This window comes from Aliirhizobium wenxiniae (assembly GCF_019511445.1).
Taxonomy (GTDB): Bacteria; Pseudomonadota; Alphaproteobacteria; order Rhizobiales; family Rhizobiaceae; genus Neorhizobium; species Neorhizobium wenxiniae_A.
In genome coordinates this window covers 82174-101011 of the sequence record NZ_JAEUAN010000020.1, presented here as the reverse complement: position 1 = coordinate 101011, position 18838 = coordinate 82174, and the positions used below count along the sequence as shown (strand labels likewise).

Genomic DNA, 18838 nt, shown 5'->3' with positions numbered 1-18838 from the left:
ATAGGATTAAATCGTGTCGGATAACCTAGAAGGAGCTTCCCATGCGCACCACCCAGTCCCTCAGCATCACGCTTCCGATCGAGATGGCGGAGATGGTCAAGGCCAAGGTTGCATCCGGCGAATACGCTTCCGAAAGCGAAGTCATCCGCGACGGCCTGCGCACGCTGATCGCCCGCGATGCGGCGATTGAAAGATGGCTGGTGGAGGAGGTTGCTCCGGCATACGATGAGATGAAAGCTCATCCGGAGCGAGCACTTTCGATTGAAGAAGTGGATCGCCGGCTCGATGCGACAATGGCACAACTCCTTCAGGAAAAACGGAAGTCATGATCTACGACGTCGTTTTCTCGCCTCGGGCAATCAGAGATCTCGATGAAATTTTCCGATATCTGGCATCCGAAATGGGTGTTGCTGCAGCGCGCGGATATATAGGCAGGATCCGTACTTATTGTGCGGGATTTGCTACCTTCCCACATCGAGGAATGCGGCGAGACGATATTCGCCCCGGCATTCGTATGGTGGGATTTCGATATAAAGCGACGATAGCGTTTGATGTCGAGAAACAGACAGTCACCATTCTTCGCATCTACCACCGCGGCCGCGACATTGATGCCGATGACTACTCGCCCGACCTCGATCTTTAGCCCACCCGATTACCCTCGATCGTCAGATGCGAAAACCGCTCTGCGCCGTCCTTCGCCAGATCGCCGGTCGAAGCCTCTCTCCACCGATACCCGACGATCGCGCCCCGTTTCGCCCCCTGAAAGATGTTGTTGGCGATGATCGCGTCACCTGCACCTTCGACTACCGTCACGACGCAGCCCACGCCGGCGTCGCGCACGATATTGCCTGTCGCCGTGACATTGCGCAGATAGGGGCCGAAGCCGAAAGCCAGGCCGCTATGCGGCGCGTTCTCGACCACATTGCCCGTCACAGCCGTGTCCGCCTCAGCACTGATGCCGACACCGAAGATCGGGTCCTCGATCGTATAGGGACCGCCCAGACGCAGATTGCGCACGATATTGTTGGCGACGGTGGCAAGTCTTCCGCCCTCGTTGAAATTGACAACCGAAATGCCGTTCGCGGCGCCATCCACTAGATTGCCGGCAATCATCGCGCCTTCGAAGGAAAATTCCGCATAGATCGCCGTCTCGCCGGATGTCGTGCAGTGATTGCCCGATATCATCGCATTCGAGGCGCTGTTGGCGCGAATTGCGGAGAAGGCGGAATCCGAAATGTGGTTGCCGGAAACGATGACGTCATTGGCGCGGTAGAGGTTGATCGCATTGCCATATTGGCCGGTGCCGCCGTTGCTTGCTCCGGTGCGTGCGATACGGTTGCCGGACAAGATCGTTCCGTCGGTGCCCTTTTCCCAGCGATGAATGAGAATGCCGCCATTGCCGCAGTCGGAGACGGTGTTCTCGGTTACCGAAAGATTGGCGCTGTTGACCGCGTAGAGACCGTATTCGACGATGCGTGAAATGCGGTTGCGTGAAATCCTGCCGCCGCAAGCCTCCAGATGCAGCCCCGTCCGTCCGGCGTTCGCCACCTCGCAGTTCTCGATGACGAGATCCGCTACACCGCGAAAAAACGCAACCGCTGCCTCATCTCCGCCAGGTGGCTGATCCGCGCCATCAAGGATCAGGCCAGACAGTTCGATGCGACGGGCGTTTTGCGCACGCAGCAAGGCTCCGTTGCCGGAGTGAACAAGGCGCGTCGCCCCCGCAATGCCGATCAGCCGGGTACCATCGGGAAGGTTGAGGCTGGATATAGGGTAGTCGCCGGGTGGCAGATAGACGGGCATGTTACGCGCAGCGGCATCGGCGAGCAGGCGCTCAAGATTGCGACGCGTGGTTTGTCCTCCACCCGGAGTGACGCCATGGGCGCCCGCATCGATTGAACCGCGCAATTCACCATTGGAAATGCGAGGGGATTGGGCCGCCGTTGACCGGACAAAAGCCGCCGTGCCGGCTGTTGCGGCCAACCCTGCCACCAGTCGTCGTTTCGAAATCATCCACTTCCCCCGGCACGTCAATAAAAAGTTTCCCATCGCAGTATCTGTGATCGGTATGCGTCACAAATATTTGCCTATCCGGGTAAAAACTTTGCCATCATCTCAACAACACTGACTGTTGCACCGATTTATTAAGCAAGGGGTAGGATTTGCTTTTTAAGGTGCATCGCATAGGGCATGCAATTTCTGGACGTTTCGGGGGCTTGGAGACGGACATGGTAATTCCCGTATCATATGAGATGACGGTGGAAGCACCGAGGGAAACATTGGAAGACGCGTGCGAGCGATTGCGACGCAGCGTGATGGACAGCGGCTGTGCGCTGGACCTCGCAGAAGCGCTGCAGGAGCTGACGGCGCTCAGGGTGCTGGATCAGTTGCCCGACTTCATTTCGATCAAGGATCGCCGCAGCCGCTTCGTTTTCGCCAACGAGGCAGCCTGCCGGGCGGCCGATATCAGCGATTATTCCAGCCTGCTCGGCAAGACCGATTTCGACGTCTTCATCGGCGAGACGGCGAACCGGTTGTTCGCGATGGAGCAGCTGGTGATGGAAAGCGGCTCAGCCGTGGAGAAGCAGGACGAATATCTCGTCCGCCACGACGGCAAAACATTCTGGCTGTCCATCTCGAAGATCGCTTTGCGCAATTCCGCCGGACAGATCGTCGGTCTGGTCAGTATCTCTCGCGATATCGGCGAAAGGAAGCGCCAGGAAGAGCTGCGCCACGGTCAGGCACGCCTGCTTGAAATGATCGCCCGCGGCCAGCCTCTGGATGTTGTTCTCAATGCGGTCGTCAGGCTGATCGAGGCACAGCTTCACGACGTCAAGGGCGCCGTAATGCTGCTCGACGAGGATCGAAAACGCTTTTGCGGAGGGGCAGCCCCCGGTCTTTCTCCATCCTATGTCCAACTCGTTGAGGGGATAGAGATCGGCCCCGGTCGCGGTTCATGCGGCACGGCTGCATGGTTGGGCGCTCCGGTGGCTGTCGCCGATGTGGAGGCCGATCCGCTCTGGGAATCCTATCGCGAGCTTGGCTCCCTGTTCGGTTTTCGCTCCTGCTGGTCGACGCCGATCGTCGGCGCTGAAGCGCGTGTGCTCGGTACTTTCGCACTCTATTCGCCCACAAGGCGCGAACCGTCGACGCTTGAACAGGAGCTGATGGCGATTGCAACCGACCTTGCCGGTATCGCCATAGAGCGCGCCGAAAGCGAACGGCGTATCCGCCATCTGGCGCACCATGATCCTCTGACCGGCTTGCCCAACCGCACGCTCTTCTGGAGCCAGTTCAATCGCAGCCTCCACGAAGCGCGGCGTGAAAACCGTAAGATCACGGTGGCCTATATCGACCTCGATAATTTCAAGGCGATCAACGATACGCACGGCCATGCTGCGGGTGATGCGGTTTTAAAGACTCTTTCAGAGAGGATGACGCATTGCATCCGTGCAAGTGATCTCATCGTGCGGCTGGGTGGCGATGAATTCGCCATCGTCTTCTCCAACCCCGATGGCGATCGTAGCGGTGTCCTGCGGCGACTAGACAAGCTGCGCACCCTGATCGCCGAGCCTGTCTGGGTCGAGCAAATCGATATTACCGCGACCTGCAGCATGGGGATCGCCTTCTATCCCGAGGATGGTGACGCTGCCGAGGAGCTTCTCGCCAGCGCCGACCGCGCCATGTACGAAGCCAAGGAACTCGGCCGCGACAGGCTCGCGGTTTGCGCTTGAAGTCTTGTCAGGCGCTTGTCAGGCTGCGGGATGCAGCCGAACCGTGGGCCTTTTCGTTCGGATAGGTCTCTTCGAACTTGCTGACGAATTTGTCGAAAAGCACGGCGAAGACACTGAGTTCTTCTTCAGACCAGCCATCCAGCATGGAGGCGAGAAGTTGTCGCTTGGTGGTATCGACCTCAGCCATCAATTGATCGCCAAGTTCGGTGCGCACGACGATCGACCGTCGCCCGTCCGCCTGTGAAGCCGCGCGGCGCAGTAGCCCCTGAGCGACCAGCTCCGCCACCAGCCGGCTGCCGCGTGACGGGTCGAGCCGCATCACATCGGCGATCGCACCCACGGTGACCTCTCCTTCGATACGGCCCATCGCCCTCAACGCATCCAGATGCGAGATCTCGAGGCTTGGAGCGAGACTGTCGACCAGCGTCCTGCTGATAACCCGACGGCCGATCAGCAGTCGCATTCGTCCCATCACCTCGCTGATATGGGCGATGTCGGCTGCGGTGGAACGGTTCTCGGTCACTGTCTTCGTCATGACGATGGAAAATAGCAGAGCCGTGCCGGTGAGCAAGAAATATCTGCTATACGCATCTAGGTGTGATTGACATTTATATGCTAAAAGCACATAAATTCAGTCTCACACTGGATATGCCATGACAGCTCCCGCATCACCCGTCGTTCCGCTGGTTGCCAGCCATCGCCAGCGATTGATCGTTTTCTGCTTCCTGATGGCCGCACTTTTCATGGCGACGCTCGACAATCAGATTGTCTCAACCGCGCTTCCGACAATTGTCGGCGAATTCGGCCAAATGGAGCGTTTCGGCTGGGTCAGTTCCGCCTTCCTGCTCGCCACCAGCGCCGTCATGCCCATCTATGGCAAGCTGGGCGATCTTTTCGGCCGCAAATACGTCATGCTGGCGGCGATCGTCATCTTCACGCTCGGTTCGCTTGCCTGCGGTTTCGCCTGGTCGATGGACAGTCTCATTGCAGCCCGCGTCTTTCAGGGGCTGGGCGGCGGCGGCATCATGGTGTCGATCTTCTCGATCAATGCCGATCTCTTCGAGCCGCGCGAGCGCGCCAAATATCAGAGCTATTCCAGCCTGATGATCATGGCGTCCGGCAGCCTGGGCCCTGTTCTCGGCGGCACGATGAGCGATCTCTTCGGCTGGCGTTCGATCTTCCTCATCAACCTGCCGCTCGGCGTCATCGTCATCACCGGCCTCGTGCTGATGCTGCCTTATCGCCACCCGACGCGTCAGCCGAAGATCGATTATATCGGTGCCGCCGTTCTGGCCGCGACGATCACCTGCCTCGTTGCCTTCGCCGACAGCCGCCAGATTTTCGGCTCGCTCGTCGCACCGGCTTCGCTTGCTCTGTTGGCCTGTGGCATCGTCTGCGCCTGCCTCTGGGTCTTCGTCGAAAGCCGGGTGCCCGAACCGATCGTGCCGCTCAAGCTTTTCCGCGACAGCACATTCTCGCTCTACCTCATCATCTCGCTCTGCGCCGGTTCGGTCGGCATTGGCCTGGTCAACTACTACGCGCTCTTCCTGCAGACGACGACCGGACTTTCGCCCTCTGCCGCCGGCCTGTTTTTCATCGCGCTGACCGGCGGCATCGTCACCGGCTCGATCTCGGCCGGCCGCCTGATCTCGATCACCGGGCGCTACAAGCCCTTCACCGTCATCGGCCTCGCCATGAGCGTCATCATGCTGTTCTGCTTTTCGCAGATCGGCCACGACGTCTCTCTGGTCATGGTGGCGACGATCATGTTCCTGCAGGGCTTGTCGGTCGGCTTCGGCCAGCAGGCGCCGATCATCGGCGTGCAGAATGCAGTGCCGCGCGGCGATGTCGGGGCAGCAAGCGGTGCGGTGGCGCTGATGCGCATGGGCGGTGCCTCGATCGCCATCTCGCTCTTCGGCGCGATCATCGGCACCGGCCTGAAATCCCATCCGGTTGAAATCCCCGGCTTGGCCGATATAGAGACGCTGACGCCAAAAATCCTGGCAACTCTGCCCGAAGCATCGCAGCAAGCTGTGGCGGCGGTCTATCACGATGTCTTTTCGCCGCTCTTCCTCGTGGCCGCAGCAATTGCCCTGATCGGTCTCGTCGCCGCGCTTTGCCTGAAGCCGATCCAGTTGCCGACGATGCAGGCGGCAAGCCAGCCGAAAGAGGAAAAGGCCGCCGCCTGATCCTCCTGAAACTAAACCTCTCGAAAGTCTCGGGTTGCCTCCTATCTTGATAGGCATGAAACCCGAGGCTTTGCTTCATCCGACCCCCGCCGGGCTGTTCTGCCCCATCGGAAACTTTTACGTCGATCCGGTCCGCCCTGTCGAAAGGGCGCTGATCACCCATGGTCATTCCGATCATGCCCGTTCCGGCCATGGCCATGTGCTGGCCACCCGCCAGACGCTCGACATCATGGCGATCCGTTATGGCGAGGAGTTTGCCGGCTCGGAACAGGCGGCCGCCTGGGGTGAGGAGATTTTCGTCAACGGCGTCAAGGTGATGTTCAGGCCGGCAGGCCATGTGCTGGGCTCCGCTCAGATCCTCATCGAAAAGGACGGCATGCGCATTGTCGTCTCGGGCGACTACAAGCGCGGCATCGACCCGACCTGCGATCCCTTCGAGCCGATCGCCTGCGATGTCTTCATCACCGAAGCAACCTTCGGCCTGCCGGTCTTCCATCATCCGGACCCGAAGACCGAGATCGAAAAGCTGTTCACCTCGCTAAAGCAGTTTCCAGAACGCAGCCATCTCGTCGGTGCCTATGCGCTCGGCAAGGCGCAACGCGTCATCCGGCTGATCCGCGACAATGGCTATTCCGACCCGATCTATATCCATGGCGCGCTGGCGCGGCTCTGCGATTATTATCAGGGGCAGGGGATCGAATTGGGGGATATCCGCCCCGCGACGATCGAAAAGAGCAAGCCGACCGAATTTGCCGGCGCCATCGTCGTCGGCCCGCCCTCTGCCTTTCAGGATCGCTGGGCCCGCCGTTTCAACGAACCACTGATCGCCTTTGCCTCCGGCTGGATGATGGTCCGCCAGCGGGCGAAGCAGGGCGGCGTCGAACTGCCGCTCGTCGTCTCCGACCATTGCGACTGGCCGGAACTCCTCTCCACCATCAAGGAGATCACGCCAGAGCAGGTCTGGGTCACCCACGGCCGCGAGGAGGCACTGGTGCGGTGGTGCGAGCTGCAGGGCATTCCGGCGAGGCCGCTGCATCTGGTGGGCTATGAGGATGAGGGGGATTGATGGCTCCATCATCAAAGAAAAAACACCCCTCCCAACCCTCCCCACAAGGGGGAGGGCTTAACCCGGCCTTTCCGTCGAGGCTCAATCAAGGCAGGCGAGTGCGGGATGTTTTCTCCCCCCTTGTGGGGGAGATGGCCGGCAGGCCAGAGGGGGAATTTGCCGCGGGGTCAACGGTATGAAACCCTTCGCAACCCTCCTCGATCGCCTCGTCCTCACCCCGTCCCGCAACGGCAAGCTCACCCTGCTCGTCGATTACTTCCGCACCACCCCCGATCCCGATCGCGGTTACGGCCTTGCAGCCCTTGCAGGCGCGCTGGACTTAAAAAGCGTCAAGCCCGCCATGCTGCGCGAACTGGTGATGGAGCGGATGGACGAAGTGCTGTTTCGCTACTCCTACGACTATGTCGGCGATCTTGCCGAAACCATCTCGCTCGTCTGGGATGGCGGTGCCAAGGACGTTGCCGACCACGCTCCGCAACCCCGCCTGTCGGAAGTCGTCAAGCGGATGAATTCGCTCGGCCGCACCGAAGTCCGCGGTGCCGTGCGCGATCTTCTCGACCAGCTCGACACATCCGGCCGCTTCGCCTTCCTGAAACTCGCCACCGGGTCGCTCAGGATCGGCGTCTCCGCGCGTCTCGCCAAACAGGCGCTGGCCGATATGAGTGGTAAGGATATCATCGAGATCGAAACCCTCTGGCACGGCCTCACGCCGCCCTACGAATCTCTCTTCGCCTGGCTGGAGGGCAGGGCGGAGAAGCCGGTTCTCGCCACGCCCGCCATCTTCCACTCCGTCATGCTCGCCAATCCGGTGGAAGACGGCGATCTCGAAAAGCTGAACCCTGAAGACTATGCCGCCGAATGGAAATGGGACGGCATCCGTGTCCAGATGTCGAGCCACGGTGGCACGAGAAAACTCTATTCCCGCTCCGGCGATGACATTACCGGTGCCTTCCCGGATGTCGTCGAGGCGATCAATTTCGACGGCGTTATCGATGGTGAGCTGCTCGTCGGCGGCACGAAGCGAACCAACGCTCCGACCCGCACCTTCTCCGATCTGCAGCAGCGCCTCAACCGCAAGACGGTGACGGGAAAGATGATGGACGATTATCCCGCCTTCGTCCGCGCCTATGATCTTCTGTTTCAGGGCGAGGCGGACGTTCGCAGCGAGGGCTTCCTCGCCCGCCGCGATCGTCTGGCCCAGGTGATCGAGAAAGCCCCTCACGACCGCTTCGACCTCTCCGACCTCGTACCCTTCACCGATTGGAGCGAACTCGACCGGCTGAGAGCCGATCCACCGGATCCCGTCATTGAAGGCGTGATGATCAAGCGCAAGGACAGTCCCTATCAGGCCGGTCGCCTCAAGGGGCCGTGGTTCAAGTGGAAGCGCGACCCCTACAACATCGATGCCGTGATGCTCTACGCCCAGCGCGGCCACGGCAAGCGGTCGAGCTATTATTCCGACTTCACCTTCGGCGTCTGGACCACGACGGAGGAGGGGGAGCAGCTCGTCCCCGTCGGCAAGGCCTATTTCGGCTTCACCGATGCGGAGCTGGAAGTGCTCGACAAGTTCGTCCGCGACAACACGATTGATCGTTTCGGCCCGGTGAGGGCGGTCAAGGCAACGCCAGATTTCGGCTTCGTGCTGGAAGTCGCTTTCGAAGGGATTGCCCGTTCCACCCGCCACAAGTCCGGCGTCGCCATGCGTTTTCCCCGTATCGCAAGGCTCAGGCAGGACAAGCTGCCGCGCGATGCCGACCGGCTGGAAACGCTCACCGCGATGATCGAAACGCGGGAGGGGACGCTCTGAACTGCTTCGGACGTTGCCATTGCGCCTTGGAATTGCCTTCTCTCCAGCGTCAGTAGGACTGACATCCAGCCGCAGGATACTTCTCCAATGCTGATCACCCGCCGCATCGTTCTTGCCGGCATAGCCGCCGGAGCCCTTTCCCGAAATGCTCTCGCTGCCGCTCCCTTCCCGACACCGGATATCCCGCCGCTCGAAAAGCGCGATTACGCGCAGGCGAGACACCACTTCGTCACGCATCTGCTCAAGAAGGGGCCATCGCCCGAAATCTCAGCCCCGCTCGGCACGCCGCCGGGCGCGAAGCGCGTCACCTATCCGGGCGGCCCGGACGGCTCGATCCAACTGATCGCCTGGCTTTCCCACTATGAACCGTCGAAGAAGCTCAAGCCCGCAGTCCTTTTCCTTCATGGCGGCAATGCCACCGGCGATGGCCATTGGGAATTGCTGAAAGCCTATTGGGAGGCGGGCTTCGTTGTCCTCCTGCCATCTTTCCGCGGTGAGAATGGACAGGCCGGAAACTATTCCGGCTTTTACGACGAAACCGCCGACGCGCTTGCCGCCGCGGCCTATCTCGAAAACCTGCCCGGCATAGACCGCAACCGGTTCTTCATCGCCGGCCACTCGAATGGCGGCACGCTGACGCTGCTCGCCTCCATGACGCGCAAATTTCGCGCCGCCGCACCCATTTCGGCCGGCGTCAGCGCCTGGCGCTATTTCGGTCGTTATGCCGATGAAATGCCCTTCGATCCGGCGAATCCTATGGAATTCGTCATGCGTTCCTCCGTTTGTTTCGGCGCCAGCATCAAATGCCCGACATATCTGCTGCGCGGAACCGAAGAACGCCCGTTTGACAAGGATCACGAGTTACTGATGGAACGGGCCGGGTCGGCCGGTGTGTCGATCGAAAAAAAACTGCTGCCCGGCACGCATAACGGAGTGGTTTCCGGCGCGGTGGCCGAAAGCATCCGTTTCTTCAACCAGTTTTCCTGATCGCGCCGTCTTCGCGAACCAACAAAAAAGGCGGGGTTCTGGCCCCGCCTTCCTTCATGACTTACCCGATCGTGTCGATCAGAATTCTTCCCAATTGTCGGTCGCAGGAGCTGCGGCAGCGCTGCTGCGACCACCGCCGAAGGCCTGTGCGAGCTTGCCGACCATGCCGCGGGCGGGGGAAGCGACCGGTGCGGAGCTACGCGAGGCGGTCTTGACCGGGGCTGCCATAGCCGATGCGGTTTGGCGCAGGCTTGTCGTCTGCTGTGAGTAGCTTGCGCTTGCACCCTGGACTTGCTGTGCCTGTCCCAGCTGGAATTGCGATACGAGTTCGCGCAACCGACCGGCTTCGGTAGCAAGCGTTGCACCCGCCGCATTGGCTTCTTCCACCATAGCTGCGTTCTGCTGCGTCACCTGATCCATCTGGTTGACCGCGGTATTGACTTCCGCCAGGCCGACCGACTGCTCGCGTGAGGATGTCGCGATCGAATCCATGTGCTGGTTGATGGTGACGATATAGTTCTCGATCGTCTTTAGCGCAGCACCCGTATCGCTGACCAGCTTGACGCCGGTCTCGACCTCGATCGAGGACTTGCCGATCAGGTCCTTGATTTCCTTGGCGGCATTGGCCGAACGCTGCGCCAGTTCGCGAACTTCCTGGGCAACGACGGCAAATCCCTTGCCCGCTTCGCCGGCACGTGCTGCCTCGACGCCGGCATTGAGCGCCAGAAGATTGGTCTGGAAGGCGATATCGTCGATCACGCCGATAATGTTGGAGATCTGGCCCGACGATTCCTCGATCCGTCCCATCGCATTGACGGCATTGGCAACGACAGAACCTGACTGGCGGGCGCTTTCGTTTGCCTGGATGGCGACATTGCGGGCCTCTTCCGCGCGCTTCGACGAGTTGGTGACATTGACCGTAATCTCATCGAGCGCAGCTGCGGTCTCTTCCAGCGATGCGGCTTGCTGTTCTGTCCGCTTGGAAAGATCGTCGGCGCTCTGGCTGACTTCGCGCGAACCGCTGTCGATCGAGCTTGTCGCCTGGGCAACCGAGCCGAGCGTGCCGCGCAGCTGTGAAACCGTGGCGTTGAAGTCTGCGCGCAGGCCTTCGAATTCCTGGGCGAAAGCGCGGTCGAGCTGGAAGGTCAGATCGCCGGAGGAAAGGTGCTTGAGGCCGGTCGCAAGACCGTTAGTGGCTTCAGCCATGGCTTCGGCGCGGATGCGGGCCTCTTCGGCATTGCGACGGCGCTGTTCGTCGGTCATGTTGCGCTGCTCTTCCGCCTCGCGTTCCAGCGCCTGCGTCTTCAGTGCGTTGTCCTTGAATACCTGGACAGCCTTCGCCATCGAGCCGATTTCGTCCGGGCGGTCTTCGCCCTGGATTTCGGCGGAAAGATCGCCAGCGGCGAGGCGTCCCATCGTGCCGGTCAGGCGGCCGATGGCATTGCCGAGCGAACGGGCAAACGCGAGGAAGCCGATAAGCGTCAGCATCGCAACGATGAAGGCGCCGATGATCGTGTTCATCAGGGCAGAGTTGTTGGCAGCCGTGATCTCGCTGGCATCTGCACCGATTTCGAATACGCCGATCTTGTCACCGGCGAAATTGTTGAACGGCACGACCTTTACGACGATATCGCGCCCACCGATCTCGACTTCCTGGAAAACGCGCTGGCCATCAAAGCCGGCTTTCAGCAAATCGGCTGATACGAGCGGCTTGTCGCTCTGCGTCGAGACCTGCGTCGTCAGCTTTCCATCCACCATCACGTCGACTGCGATCTCGCTGCCGAGCTTTTGTGCGAGTGGGTCGAAATAGGCCTTGGCGAATTCCGTACCGACATCGACGGCGCCGATGACCTTGCCGCCGACCACGACCGGCGCCACCGCATACATGCCGATCCCGCCGCGTTGGCCCTGTTCGATTCCGGCTGCGATCTTGCCCGTCTGGAATGCCTGCTGGACCGTCTTGCGGCGGCCCATGATGTCGTCACCGAAGCTGGACGGGTTATGCGTGCGCGCCAGGGTTTTGCCGTTGGCGTCGATAAGCGTGAAGAATGCGAGGCTTCCGACCGTGCGCAGGGATTCCGCGCCCTTTGCGAACTTGTCGAGTGCCCGCTGGCGGTCGTTGCTGCTGATAATTGCTGCGGTCTCGGTATCGGCCGCGATCTGGGCCGCGATTGCCGAGGCCGAGCGCTGGATGGCGGCCATGTCGTTCTGGATCAGGGCCAGATCGCTTTCCGCTTTGCTGAACAGCGCATCATTGCCCATCTTCGACTGAGCGTACCATGCCAGGCCGCCGACGGCCGCGCTGGCAAACATAACAGCTGCAAACCCGCAGCCAGTGATCGTCATCCAAAGCGGTCTTCTAATAGTCGTGTCGGTCATATCAGTCCAAATCCCCGTGCGGAACAAAGCGCCAAATGGGTATCTCCGGAAATTCTCTAATTTTACTTAAAGTGTGGATAAATATCAGGCATTTGCATCTTTTTGGGGCGATCTGTTTCTGAATGTATTTCGAGAGTTGCAAAGTGATATACTGTCACTTCTTGAGTCGGTTCGCTGTGTTCTCTGTCGCGGAATATGATGCTGAGGTAGGATGTACCGCATCGGTCACTCCAGCTTCGCGCCAGCGCCACCTGCCAAAAGAAACATGACGTCATCTGCTCCAGCGGGTCTTCATGCCGAACACATTTTCATCGCTTCGCCGCGCCACAGGTCTCGCGGCTGCTCTGATCGCCACGACGGCGCTTGCCGGCTGCACGGTGCCGTTCGTCACCGATACGAGCCGTGTGAACCCGAACGTCTTCGTGCAGGAGACGGCGCCGGTCTTCAACGTCGCGCCTTATCGGGATCCGCCGTCCAACCAGCCGCCGCCGATGCCGGGCGCCATCCCGCACAAGCGCCAGCTCTATCCGTCGGATTTCCACCAGAAATACGACCACGGCACGATCTATGGCCTGCCCGTTTCCAACCCGGTCTATCGCACCATGTATGACGTCACGCGCGATGCTGACCATACGCTGCCGGCCATTCCCTATTCGCGGGTCGATCAACGTTTTTTAAGATCGGAAGTCGATTATCGCACCAATGAAGCGCCCGGAACCATCGTTGTCGATACCCGCGCCCATTACCTTTACCTAGTCCAGCCCGGCGGCAAGGCGATGCGTTATGGCGTCGGCCTCGGCAAGGCGGGTTTTGCATGGTCCGGCCGCGGCGTTATCCAGCGCAAGGCGAAATGGCCGCGCTGGACGCCGCCCGGTGAGATGGTCGCGCGCGACCCCGCCTTGCGTCAGTTTGCGGCAGCCGAAGGCGGCGCGACCCCTGGCCTCAACAACCCGCTCGGCGCTCGTGCGCTCTATATCTACCAGGACGGCAAGGATACGCTCTACCGCGTGCACGGCACGCCGGATTGGCAATCCGTCGGCAAGGCAACGTCCTCAGGCTGCGTGCGCATGTTCAACCAGGATGTCATCGATCTCTTCGACCGCGTCCCCAGCGGCACCCCGATCGTTGTCATCTGACGAGAAACTTTGCCAAAAGATCTCTTGAGGCCGCCCATCGGGCGGCCTTTTCACATGGGTGATCCGCAGCGCACGGAACATGAACGTTGCCGTTTTGTCGCAGCATGGTCTATTAGATGCCGGTTGTGACCGATCGGAACCTTTCGCGCTCGAGATCGTTCGATTAAGCTTTGCGTTATCGCGTTCCTCTGGATGGTTCTCCCTGACATGACATTCGACACCTCTTTCTCTCGCCGGAGTTTCCTCACTCTCCTTGGCGCGGGCGCGGCCTCGACGCTTGCCGGCTGCGCCTCGACCACGCCGGGATCCGGCGGAACGGTCATCACCTATCGCGACGGAATATCCACAATGCCGCCGGAAATGGCCGGCGGTGATTCCGAAGCTGCCATGATGTATGGCTCGGTTGCCGATGGCGGTTTCGTCATCCCGGCTATTCCCTATCAGAAGATCAACCCGCGTTATTATCGCCAGCGCGTGCTTGATCCGACGGGTGAGCGCCCCGGCACGATCGTTGTCGATACGCCGTCGCGCTTCCTTTATCTGGTCGAGCCGGGCGGTTCTGCCATGCGCTACGGCGTCGGCATCGGCCGCGAAGGCTTTTCCTGGTCGGGCGAGGGCGTCATCCAGTGGAAGCAGAAATGGCCGAAATGGACCCCGCCGGACGAAATGGTCGCCCGTCAGCCGGAACTGGTCAAATATTCCGCCAGGAACGGTGGCATGGCCCCCGGCCTCAATAACCCGCTCGGTGCCCGCGCGCTCTACATCTTCCAGAACGGCCAGGACACGCTATACCGCCTGCACGGCTCGCCGGAATGGAACTCGATCGGCAAAGCCGTCTCGTCTGGCTGCGTACGGCTGATGAACCAGGATATTATCGACCTTTACGAGCGCGTTCCCGCCAAGACGCGCATCGTGGTCTGGCAGTAAGCGACTGCTGGCAAAGCGTGATTCTCGGGTTTTCCCTGAGGATCACAGCCTCTTTTCGAAAAACACCAGCCAGTTCCGCATGTCGTCCGTTAGGTCGTAATAAGGCGCGATCTCGCTGAACCCTATTCTGCGGTAAAGGCGCATTGCCTCGGTTTGCCGATGGCTGGTGTCCAGCCTCATGCAGCAATAACCGAGCGTGCGGGCATTCTCCAGAATCCGGGCCGCGAGCGCGATCCCGACGCCCCTGCCGCGAAATTCCGGCCGCACGAACATCCGCTTCATTTCGCAAATCCCGTCTCCAAGATCGCGAAGCGCCACGCAACCGGCCTTTTGGTCGTCCGAATAAGCGATCAGCAGGCTACCTGTCGGAGGGGCGTAATAACCGGGAAGGTCCTCCAGCTCACGGCTGAAGGCTGCGGCATCGAAATAACGCTCGATCAGCGCAATATCCTCGACATGCCGCTCACGATGCCACGCGACGAAAGCGGTCATCAGCGAACGAACATCGTCAAGCTGGGACGGTAATTCTGCTTCCATGACCGTGGTCATCTTGGGATAACCTTCACCACATCACGAAGGCTCGAATATACCGCCTTTCAAGGCCCACGTACAATCAACAGACATTTCTAGGATCGCGCCAAAACATGTGCTAAGCGCCAGCCGAATGAAAGCAGGAGCGCGAACATGACCGAACTGACCGTAGAAGACGCAACCAATCGCATTTATGAATCGCTCCACGCGGACAATGCCGATATCGACACGCATATCGCATCTCTGAAGGCGGCGCTCGCAAAGGCCGGCCAGAAGGAAGCTGTCTTCGATCCGGCAAAAATCTCCCAGAACAACCGCTCCGGCCGCAAGCTGATGCAGGCCTATTTTCGCCAGCGCGGCGTGACGGTGAAGTTTTCGGCTTGATGAATGTGAGCAAGGCCGTGATGCAGTTTCTGTATCACGGCTGATTTGTGGCCGAAGCGATCAACAGGCGAGCTGCGGATGTACGGAAGCAGTCAGTCCAGTCCCGTAACATGGCCGCTTTTTACGGCAGATCGTTCATGTGCTTCATGGGTTGCAACGCGATATCGGCAATCGCCGAGACGCCAACCTTGAATGCCTGCTGATATTCGGGATCAGCGATCATGTTCTTGAATGCTGTCCGATTTGGATATCGGACCAGCACGACAGCATCCCATCCACCTGACGGTCCCGTGGTTAGCACGGGCAGGCCATCGCCACCGAAAAGGATTTGCGCGCCAAAGCGCGCCAAAATCGGCTTGGCCATCTTATGGTATTGGAGATACCGCTCTCGCCCGCCATCGGCTTCGAAGTTGATGAGGTTCAGCATGACGATGGGCGAGTCGTCAGTTTCACTCAGAAAGGCCTCGACGGCATCTGGGGACAATTCAACCATTCGCTTATCTTCCTTATAGACACATTGCTCGGAGGGCGCGCTCCGGCAAACGAATAGCGTGTTCATTTGTCAGAAACTGTCAGGAGTGAACGCCAGTCGCGATCCTGTTCGTGCCATTGTTTCACGATCGATTGTCGACGACCGGGATAGCGCTCCTGCAAAACGGCTCTCAGCTGCAGCCGGTCTATGCGGAAGTGACGAAAGGCCGATCTCCGTTCGCACCACGCCGCAAGTATCCTCACACCGTCGAAATAGACGATGGCGATTGGCCAGATGGTGCGATCCGACAAGCAGCCCTGAGCATCTTGATAACTGATCTCAGCCTTGCGTTGCCGACGAATGGCCTCTCGTAGTGCTGCGGTGTGTGGAGGGTCGATAATCTCCGGCAATGGCGCCGCCGTTATGAGACCGGATGCGTCATCGCTCATTACAGAAGCTGCCTTTCCAATGGAAAGGATCTTTGCCAATGCGCTTTCGCTGCCAAATGCCAGGGCCGGATCGCCGCGTTGCTGTACCCAGCTCAATCCCAGCTTTATCGCGTCCAGTTCATCCGGAGAAAATGCGAATTCCGGAAGGAAGTAACCATCTCCCAGACAAAAGCCAACGCCCGCTTGTGCATCGATCGGCGCTCCTAAAGCGCGCAGCGTATCGATATCCCGGTATATGCTCCGCTCAGACACACCCAGCCGATCTGCGAGATCTAGGGCCGTCACGGGTATCCTGCGTGCACGCAATATGCTGAGCAGTTCAAATAATCGACCCGTCCGCGACATAGGCAGATTTCCCTCGGCAAATTCGGTGCCCGCTTCCTACTTCTCCTCGGCCCCCTCCAGCCGCTCCGTCAGCCCCACCAGCGCCTCACGCAGCGCCGTCACCTCTTCAAGGCTGCATCCCGTCGCCCTGCCGATGGTTTCCATCACGCCAGCTGACCGTTCCTTCAGCTCTAGCCCCTGCGGCGTCAGTGTGATCTTCACCTGACGTTCGTCTTCCGCATCGCGCTTGCGGCTGACGAGGCCGGATTGCTCCAGTCGCTTGAGGAGAGGCGAGAGCGTGCCGGAATCGAGCCCCAGTCGGTCGCCGAGCATCTTCACCTTCTGCCCGTCTTCCGCCCAGAGCGCCATCATCACCAGATATTGCGGATAGGTCAGTCCGAGCGGTTCGAGCAGGGGTTTGTAGGCGCGCGTAAACGCATGCGCCGCGCCATAAATGGCGAAACACAGCATTGCATCCAGTCCGCCGACTGCTGCGTCGCGGCTTTCCTTCATGTCGCTTTTATGAGGCTCTGCCCCTGTCATCACGAAACCGTGCCCTATCTCTTCAATAATTCATTGTCGCAGGCTTGACGTCAGAATGCAATGCGCATAAATCTATTGTGCGCAATTGAATTGCGAACAAATTAACCGAAGGGAGTACGAACATGCCCATTCTCTATACCACCAAGGGTTCTGCCACCGGTGGCCGTGCAGGCCATGGCGCTTCTGAAAACGGCGTTCTCGATGTCACGCTCACCGTCCCGAAGGAACTCGGCGGCGACGGCGCAACCGGTACCAACCCCGAGCAGCTTTTCGCAGTCGGTTATTCCGCCTGCTTCCTCGGCGCGCTGAAGGCCGTTGCGGGCAAGGAAAAGGTAAAGATCCCGGAAGACGCCAAGGTGACAGCAACGGTCGGCATCGGCCCGCGTGAAGATGGCACCGGCTTCGGCATCGAAGTCTCGCTTTCCGTTTCCATTCCCGGCATGGACAAGGCGCAGGCCGAAGATCTGGTCGCCAAGGCCCATATCGTCTGCCCCTACAGCCACGCCATGCGCACCTCGACCGAAGTTCCGGTCACGGTCGCCTGAGTATCATAGGCCTGTAAGGTGCCGTCTTCGGGCGGCATTCGGACCATGTTTTGAAAACGGCTGGAAGTCTCAGGGCTTCCGGCCGTTTTGTCTCATGGTCCATCATTCTTGTCTTTGGAAAGATATCGTCTATATTCTTTCTTAGGAAAGGAAATGGCAATGGCTCAAGCATCGAAAAATCCTGGTCTCGTCATCTCAGAAGCGCAGGTGGTTACCAAGGCCACCGTCGCGGCTGCCGACAGGCTCGGCCTCAGCGCCCGCACGCTTGCCGGCGTTGTCGGGGTCTCTGAAGCATCTGTGTCGCGCATGAAGCGGCTGGACCATCTGTTGGAAAAGGGCACCAAACCCTTCGAACTGGCACTGCTGCTGATCCGTCTTTTCCGCTCGCTTGATGCCATCACCGGCGGCGACGAGCAGGTGGCGCGCGCCTGGCTGAAGAACCACAATACGGCTCTCTCCGGCATTCCTGCCGAAAAAATCCTCTCCATTTCCGGTTTGACTGATGTCCTTGCCTATCTGGATGCCCGCCGCGCTCTCGTCTGAGTTCAGGCAATTGAGCACGACTGTCTGGCGTCTGGTCGAGGCGCAGCATCGTGTCTCGACGATGAAGCTGGTCGATCATGTCGATGAACAGGCGCTTCTGGAAAACCTGCTGGAGGAAACCAAGCCTGCCTATCCGCCGGAATGCGAAGGGCTGGATTATCTGTTAAAGACACCCTTCCGTTACGGCGCAGCCTATCCACATGGCTCCCGTTTCCGCCGCGCCGGCAAGACACCGGGCGTCTTCTACGCCGCCTTCGAGATATCCACGGCGATTGCCGAAATGGCCTTTTACCGGCTGCTGTTCTTCGCGGAATCTCCGGCAACGCCACTGCCGTCCAACCCCGCCGAATACACGGCTTTTGCTGTCCCGATCGACAGCGCAAAAATCCTCGATCTCACCACAGCCCCATTCGATCGGGACAGAGCTGCCTGGGAAGACCGGTTGGATTATGCTGCCTGCCAGGCTTTTACCGAAACCGCACGCACCGCCGATGCCGAAGCGATCGTCTACCGCTCTGTTCGCGATCCTGAGGGCAAGTCGAATATCGCGCTGCTGACGGCAGCCGCCTTTGCGGCGCCCGAACCTTCTGAAAGGCAGACATGGAAAATCCGCCTGTCGCGGGCGGGTGTGCAGGCGATACGGAATTACCCATTGCAGCGGCTCGGTTTTTCTATCGCCGACTTTGCCGATGATCCGCGCATTGCTGCAGCGATCAAGGCTTGAGCGGCCGAACAAAATCCCGGCCCAGAAACGAAAAAAGGCCGGGGCAATATTGCTCCGACCTCTCTCATCGCCGCTTTATCCACCAGTGCCAGTACATC

The 18838-nt window shown here is 59.7% G+C and carries 20 protein-coding genes; 13 read left to right on the top strand and 7 right to left on the bottom strand.

The genetic code is table 11. The features are described 5' to 3' along the window. The first annotated feature begins 41 nt into the window (after positions 1 to 41). On the top strand, positions 42 to 329 hold the full coding sequence (locus tag JNB91_RS22425) for a ribbon-helix-helix domain-containing protein (RefSeq protein WP_220327703.1): 288 nt from the start codon (positions 42 to 44) through the stop codon (positions 327 to 329). Next, positions 326 to 643, top strand: coding sequence for a type II toxin-antitoxin system RelE/ParE family toxin (locus JNB91_RS22420; protein ID WP_220327702.1), 318 nt, complete (start codon positions 326 to 328; stop codon positions 641 to 643). Before JNB91_RS22425 ends, JNB91_RS22420 begins: the two co-directional genes overlap by 4 nt. Here JNB91_RS22420 and JNB91_RS22415 read toward each other — a convergent pair. Beyond that, on the bottom strand, positions 640 to 2013 hold the full coding sequence (locus JNB91_RS22415) for a TIGR03808 family TAT-translocated repetitive protein (protein ID WP_220327701.1): 1374 nt from the start codon (positions 2011 to 2013) through the stop codon (positions 640 to 642). The genes JNB91_RS22420 and JNB91_RS22415 overlap by 4 nt on opposite strands. Positions 2014 to 2228: 215 nt before the next feature. Between JNB91_RS22415 and JNB91_RS22410 the strand changes: the two genes are divergently transcribed. Then, a complete protein-coding gene (locus tag JNB91_RS22410) occupies positions 2229 to 3734 on the top strand; it encodes a sensor domain-containing protein (protein WP_220327700.1) in 1506 nt (501 codons plus the stop codon). A 7-nt stretch (positions 3735 to 3741) separates the two neighbouring features. Here the strand turns inward: JNB91_RS22410 and JNB91_RS22405 are convergent, their stop codons facing one another. Then, positions 3742 to 4269 (bottom strand): MarR family winged helix-turn-helix transcriptional regulator, encoded by a 528-nt coding sequence (locus tag JNB91_RS22405; protein WP_220327699.1) that lies wholly within the window; start codon positions 4267 to 4269, stop codon positions 3742 to 3744. A 118-nt stretch (positions 4270 to 4387) separates the two neighbouring features. Between JNB91_RS22405 and JNB91_RS22400 the strand changes: the two genes are divergently transcribed. The 4 genes from JNB91_RS22400 (at position 4388) to JNB91_RS22385 (ending at position 9783) form a co-directional block, all read left to right on the top strand. Further along, complete coding sequence (locus JNB91_RS22400) at positions 4388 to 5923, top strand: MDR family MFS transporter (protein ID WP_220327698.1); 1536 nt, start codon at positions 4388 to 4390, stop codon at positions 5921 to 5923. A 55-nt stretch (positions 5924 to 5978) separates the two neighbouring features. Continuing rightward, on the top strand, positions 5979 to 6989 hold the full coding sequence (locus JNB91_RS22395; protein WP_220327697.1) for a ligase-associated DNA damage response exonuclease: 1011 nt from the start codon (positions 5979 to 5981) through the stop codon (positions 6987 to 6989). Between the two features lie 175 nt (positions 6990 to 7164). After that, positions 7165 to 8796, top strand: a complete 1632-nt coding sequence (locus JNB91_RS22390; protein WP_220327696.1) for a cisplatin damage response ATP-dependent DNA ligase — start codon at positions 7165 to 7167, stop codon at positions 8794 to 8796. 87 nt (positions 8797 to 8883) lie between these two features. After that, on the top strand, positions 8884 to 9783 hold the full coding sequence (locus tag JNB91_RS22385; protein ID WP_220327695.1) for an alpha/beta hydrolase family protein: 900 nt from the start codon (positions 8884 to 8886) through the stop codon (positions 9781 to 9783). 78 nt (positions 9784 to 9861) lie between these two features. On the opposite strand, the gene JNB91_RS22380 is transcribed toward JNB91_RS22385, so the two are convergent. Beyond that, on the bottom strand, positions 9862 to 12129 hold the full coding sequence (locus JNB91_RS22380; RefSeq protein ID WP_223218315.1) for a methyl-accepting chemotaxis protein: 2268 nt from the start codon (positions 12127 to 12129) through the stop codon (positions 9862 to 9864). A 326-nt stretch (positions 12130 to 12455) separates the two neighbouring features. Between JNB91_RS22380 and JNB91_RS22375 the strand changes: the two genes are divergently transcribed. Together JNB91_RS22375 and JNB91_RS22370 are read left to right on the top strand one after the other, a co-directional pair. After that, complete coding sequence (locus JNB91_RS22375; RefSeq protein WP_220327693.1) at positions 12456 to 13298, top strand: L,D-transpeptidase; 843 nt, start codon at positions 12456 to 12458, stop codon at positions 13296 to 13298. A gap of 207 nt (positions 13299 to 13505) precedes the next feature. Continuing rightward, entirely contained in the window at positions 13506 to 14225 is a 720-nt protein-coding gene (locus JNB91_RS22370; RefSeq protein ID WP_220327692.1) for a L,D-transpeptidase family protein, read from the top strand. 42 nt (positions 14226 to 14267) lie between these two features. On the opposite strand, the gene JNB91_RS22365 is transcribed toward JNB91_RS22370, so the two are convergent. Next, the gene (locus tag JNB91_RS22365; RefSeq protein ID WP_220327691.1) at positions 14268 to 14774 is read right to left on the bottom strand and encodes a GNAT family N-acetyltransferase; all 507 of its coding nucleotides are present in this window, start codon (positions 14772 to 14774) and stop codon (positions 14268 to 14270) included. 135 nt (positions 14775 to 14909) lie between these two features. Between JNB91_RS22365 and JNB91_RS22360 the strand changes: the two genes are divergently transcribed. Then, a complete protein-coding gene (locus tag JNB91_RS22360; protein ID WP_183822822.1) occupies positions 14910 to 15140 on the top strand; it encodes a hypothetical protein in 231 nt (76 codons plus the stop codon). A gap of 121 nt (positions 15141 to 15261) precedes the next feature. Here the strand turns inward: JNB91_RS22360 and JNB91_RS22355 are convergent, their stop codons facing one another. From JNB91_RS22355 to JNB91_RS22345, 3 genes are read right to left on the bottom strand one after another with little or no spacing between them, the layout of a single operon-like run. Further along, the gene (locus JNB91_RS22355) at positions 15262 to 15699 is read right to left on the bottom strand and encodes a DUF1330 domain-containing protein (RefSeq protein WP_223218314.1); all 438 of its coding nucleotides are present in this window, start codon (positions 15697 to 15699) and stop codon (positions 15262 to 15264) included. Then, a complete protein-coding gene (locus JNB91_RS22350) occupies positions 15696 to 16406 on the bottom strand; it encodes a helix-turn-helix transcriptional regulator (RefSeq protein ID WP_220327690.1) in 711 nt (236 codons plus the stop codon). The genes JNB91_RS22355 and JNB91_RS22350 overlap by 4 nt, the downstream gene beginning before the upstream one ends. A gap of 36 nt (positions 16407 to 16442) precedes the next feature. Further along, the gene (locus JNB91_RS22345) at positions 16443 to 16898 is read right to left on the bottom strand and encodes a MarR family winged helix-turn-helix transcriptional regulator (protein WP_220327689.1); all 456 of its coding nucleotides are present in this window, start codon (positions 16896 to 16898) and stop codon (positions 16443 to 16445) included. 152 nt (positions 16899 to 17050) lie between these two features. Here JNB91_RS22345 and JNB91_RS22340 point away from each other — a divergent pair, with 152 nt between their 5' ends. From JNB91_RS22340 to JNB91_RS22330, 3 genes are all read left to right on the top strand, one after another. Next, entirely contained in the window at positions 17051 to 17473 is a 423-nt protein-coding gene (locus JNB91_RS22340) for an organic hydroperoxide resistance protein (protein ID WP_220327688.1), read from the top strand. 159 nt (positions 17474 to 17632) lie between these two features. Continuing rightward, complete coding sequence (locus tag JNB91_RS22335; RefSeq protein ID WP_430736336.1) at positions 17633 to 18016, top strand: antitoxin Xre/MbcA/ParS toxin-binding domain-containing protein; 384 nt, start codon at positions 17633 to 17635, stop codon at positions 18014 to 18016. Further along, entirely contained in the window at positions 17976 to 18740 is a 765-nt protein-coding gene (locus tag JNB91_RS22330; protein ID WP_220327686.1) for an RES family NAD+ phosphorylase, read from the top strand. The genes JNB91_RS22335 and JNB91_RS22330 overlap by 41 nt, the downstream gene beginning before the upstream one ends. The last annotated feature ends 98 nt before the right edge of the window (positions 18741 to 18838 follow it).

What these genes read in the sequence shown, in the direction of transcription:
- JNB91_RS22425 (WP_220327703.1), top strand. Translation starts at nt 42, where the DNA reads ATGCGCACCACCCAGTCCCTCAGCATCACGCTTCCGATCGAGATGGCG.
- JNB91_RS22420 (WP_220327702.1), top strand. Translation starts at nt 326, where the DNA reads ATGATCTACGACGTCGTTTTCTCGCCTCGGGCAATCAGAGATCTCGAT.
- JNB91_RS22415 (WP_220327701.1), bottom strand. Translation starts at nt 2,013, where the DNA reads ATGATTTCGAAACGACGACTGGTGGCAGGGTTGGCCGCAACAGCCGGC.
- JNB91_RS22410 (WP_220327700.1), top strand. Translation starts at nt 2,229, where the DNA reads ATGGTAATTCCCGTATCATATGAGATGACGGTGGAAGCACCGAGGGAA.
- JNB91_RS22405 (WP_220327699.1), bottom strand. Translation starts at nt 4,269, where the DNA reads ATGACGAAGACAGTGACCGAGAACCGTTCCACCGCAGCCGACATCGCC.
- JNB91_RS22400 (WP_220327698.1), top strand. Translation starts at nt 4,388, where the DNA reads ATGACAGCTCCCGCATCACCCGTCGTTCCGCTGGTTGCCAGCCATCGC.
- JNB91_RS22395 (WP_220327697.1), top strand. Translation starts at nt 5,979, where the DNA reads ATGAAACCCGAGGCTTTGCTTCATCCGACCCCCGCCGGGCTGTTCTGC.
- JNB91_RS22390 (WP_220327696.1), top strand. Translation starts at nt 7,165, where the DNA reads ATGAAACCCTTCGCAACCCTCCTCGATCGCCTCGTCCTCACCCCGTCC.
- JNB91_RS22385 (WP_220327695.1), top strand. Translation starts at nt 8,884, where the DNA reads ATGCTGATCACCCGCCGCATCGTTCTTGCCGGCATAGCCGCCGGAGCC.
- JNB91_RS22380 (WP_223218315.1), bottom strand. Translation starts at nt 12,129, where the DNA reads ATGACGATCACTGGCTGCGGGTTTGCAGCTGTTATGTTTGCCAGCGCG.
- JNB91_RS22375 (WP_220327693.1), top strand. Translation starts at nt 12,456, where the DNA reads ATGCCGAACACATTTTCATCGCTTCGCCGCGCCACAGGTCTCGCGGCT.
- JNB91_RS22370 (WP_220327692.1), top strand. Translation starts at nt 13,506, where the DNA reads ATGACATTCGACACCTCTTTCTCTCGCCGGAGTTTCCTCACTCTCCTT.
- JNB91_RS22365 (WP_220327691.1), bottom strand. Translation starts at nt 14,774, where the DNA reads ATGACCACGGTCATGGAAGCAGAATTACCGTCCCAGCTTGACGATGTT.
- JNB91_RS22360 (WP_183822822.1), top strand. Translation starts at nt 14,910, where the DNA reads ATGACCGAACTGACCGTAGAAGACGCAACCAATCGCATTTATGAATCG.
- JNB91_RS22355 (WP_223218314.1), bottom strand. Translation starts at nt 15,699, where the DNA reads ATGAACACGCTATTCGTTTGCCGGAGCGCGCCCTCCGAGCAATGTGTC.
- JNB91_RS22350 (WP_220327690.1), bottom strand. Translation starts at nt 16,406, where the DNA reads ATGTCGCGGACGGGTCGATTATTTGAACTGCTCAGCATATTGCGTGCA.
- JNB91_RS22345 (WP_220327689.1), bottom strand. Translation starts at nt 16,898, where the DNA reads ATGAAGGAAAGCCGCGACGCAGCAGTCGGCGGACTGGATGCAATGCTG.
- JNB91_RS22340 (WP_220327688.1), top strand. Translation starts at nt 17,051, where the DNA reads ATGCCCATTCTCTATACCACCAAGGGTTCTGCCACCGGTGGCCGTGCA.
- JNB91_RS22335 (WP_430736336.1), top strand. Translation starts at nt 17,633, where the DNA reads ATGGCTCAAGCATCGAAAAATCCTGGTCTCGTCATCTCAGAAGCGCAG.
- JNB91_RS22330 (WP_220327686.1), top strand. Translation starts at nt 17,976, where the DNA reads ATGTCCTTGCCTATCTGGATGCCCGCCGCGCTCTCGTCTGAGTTCAGG.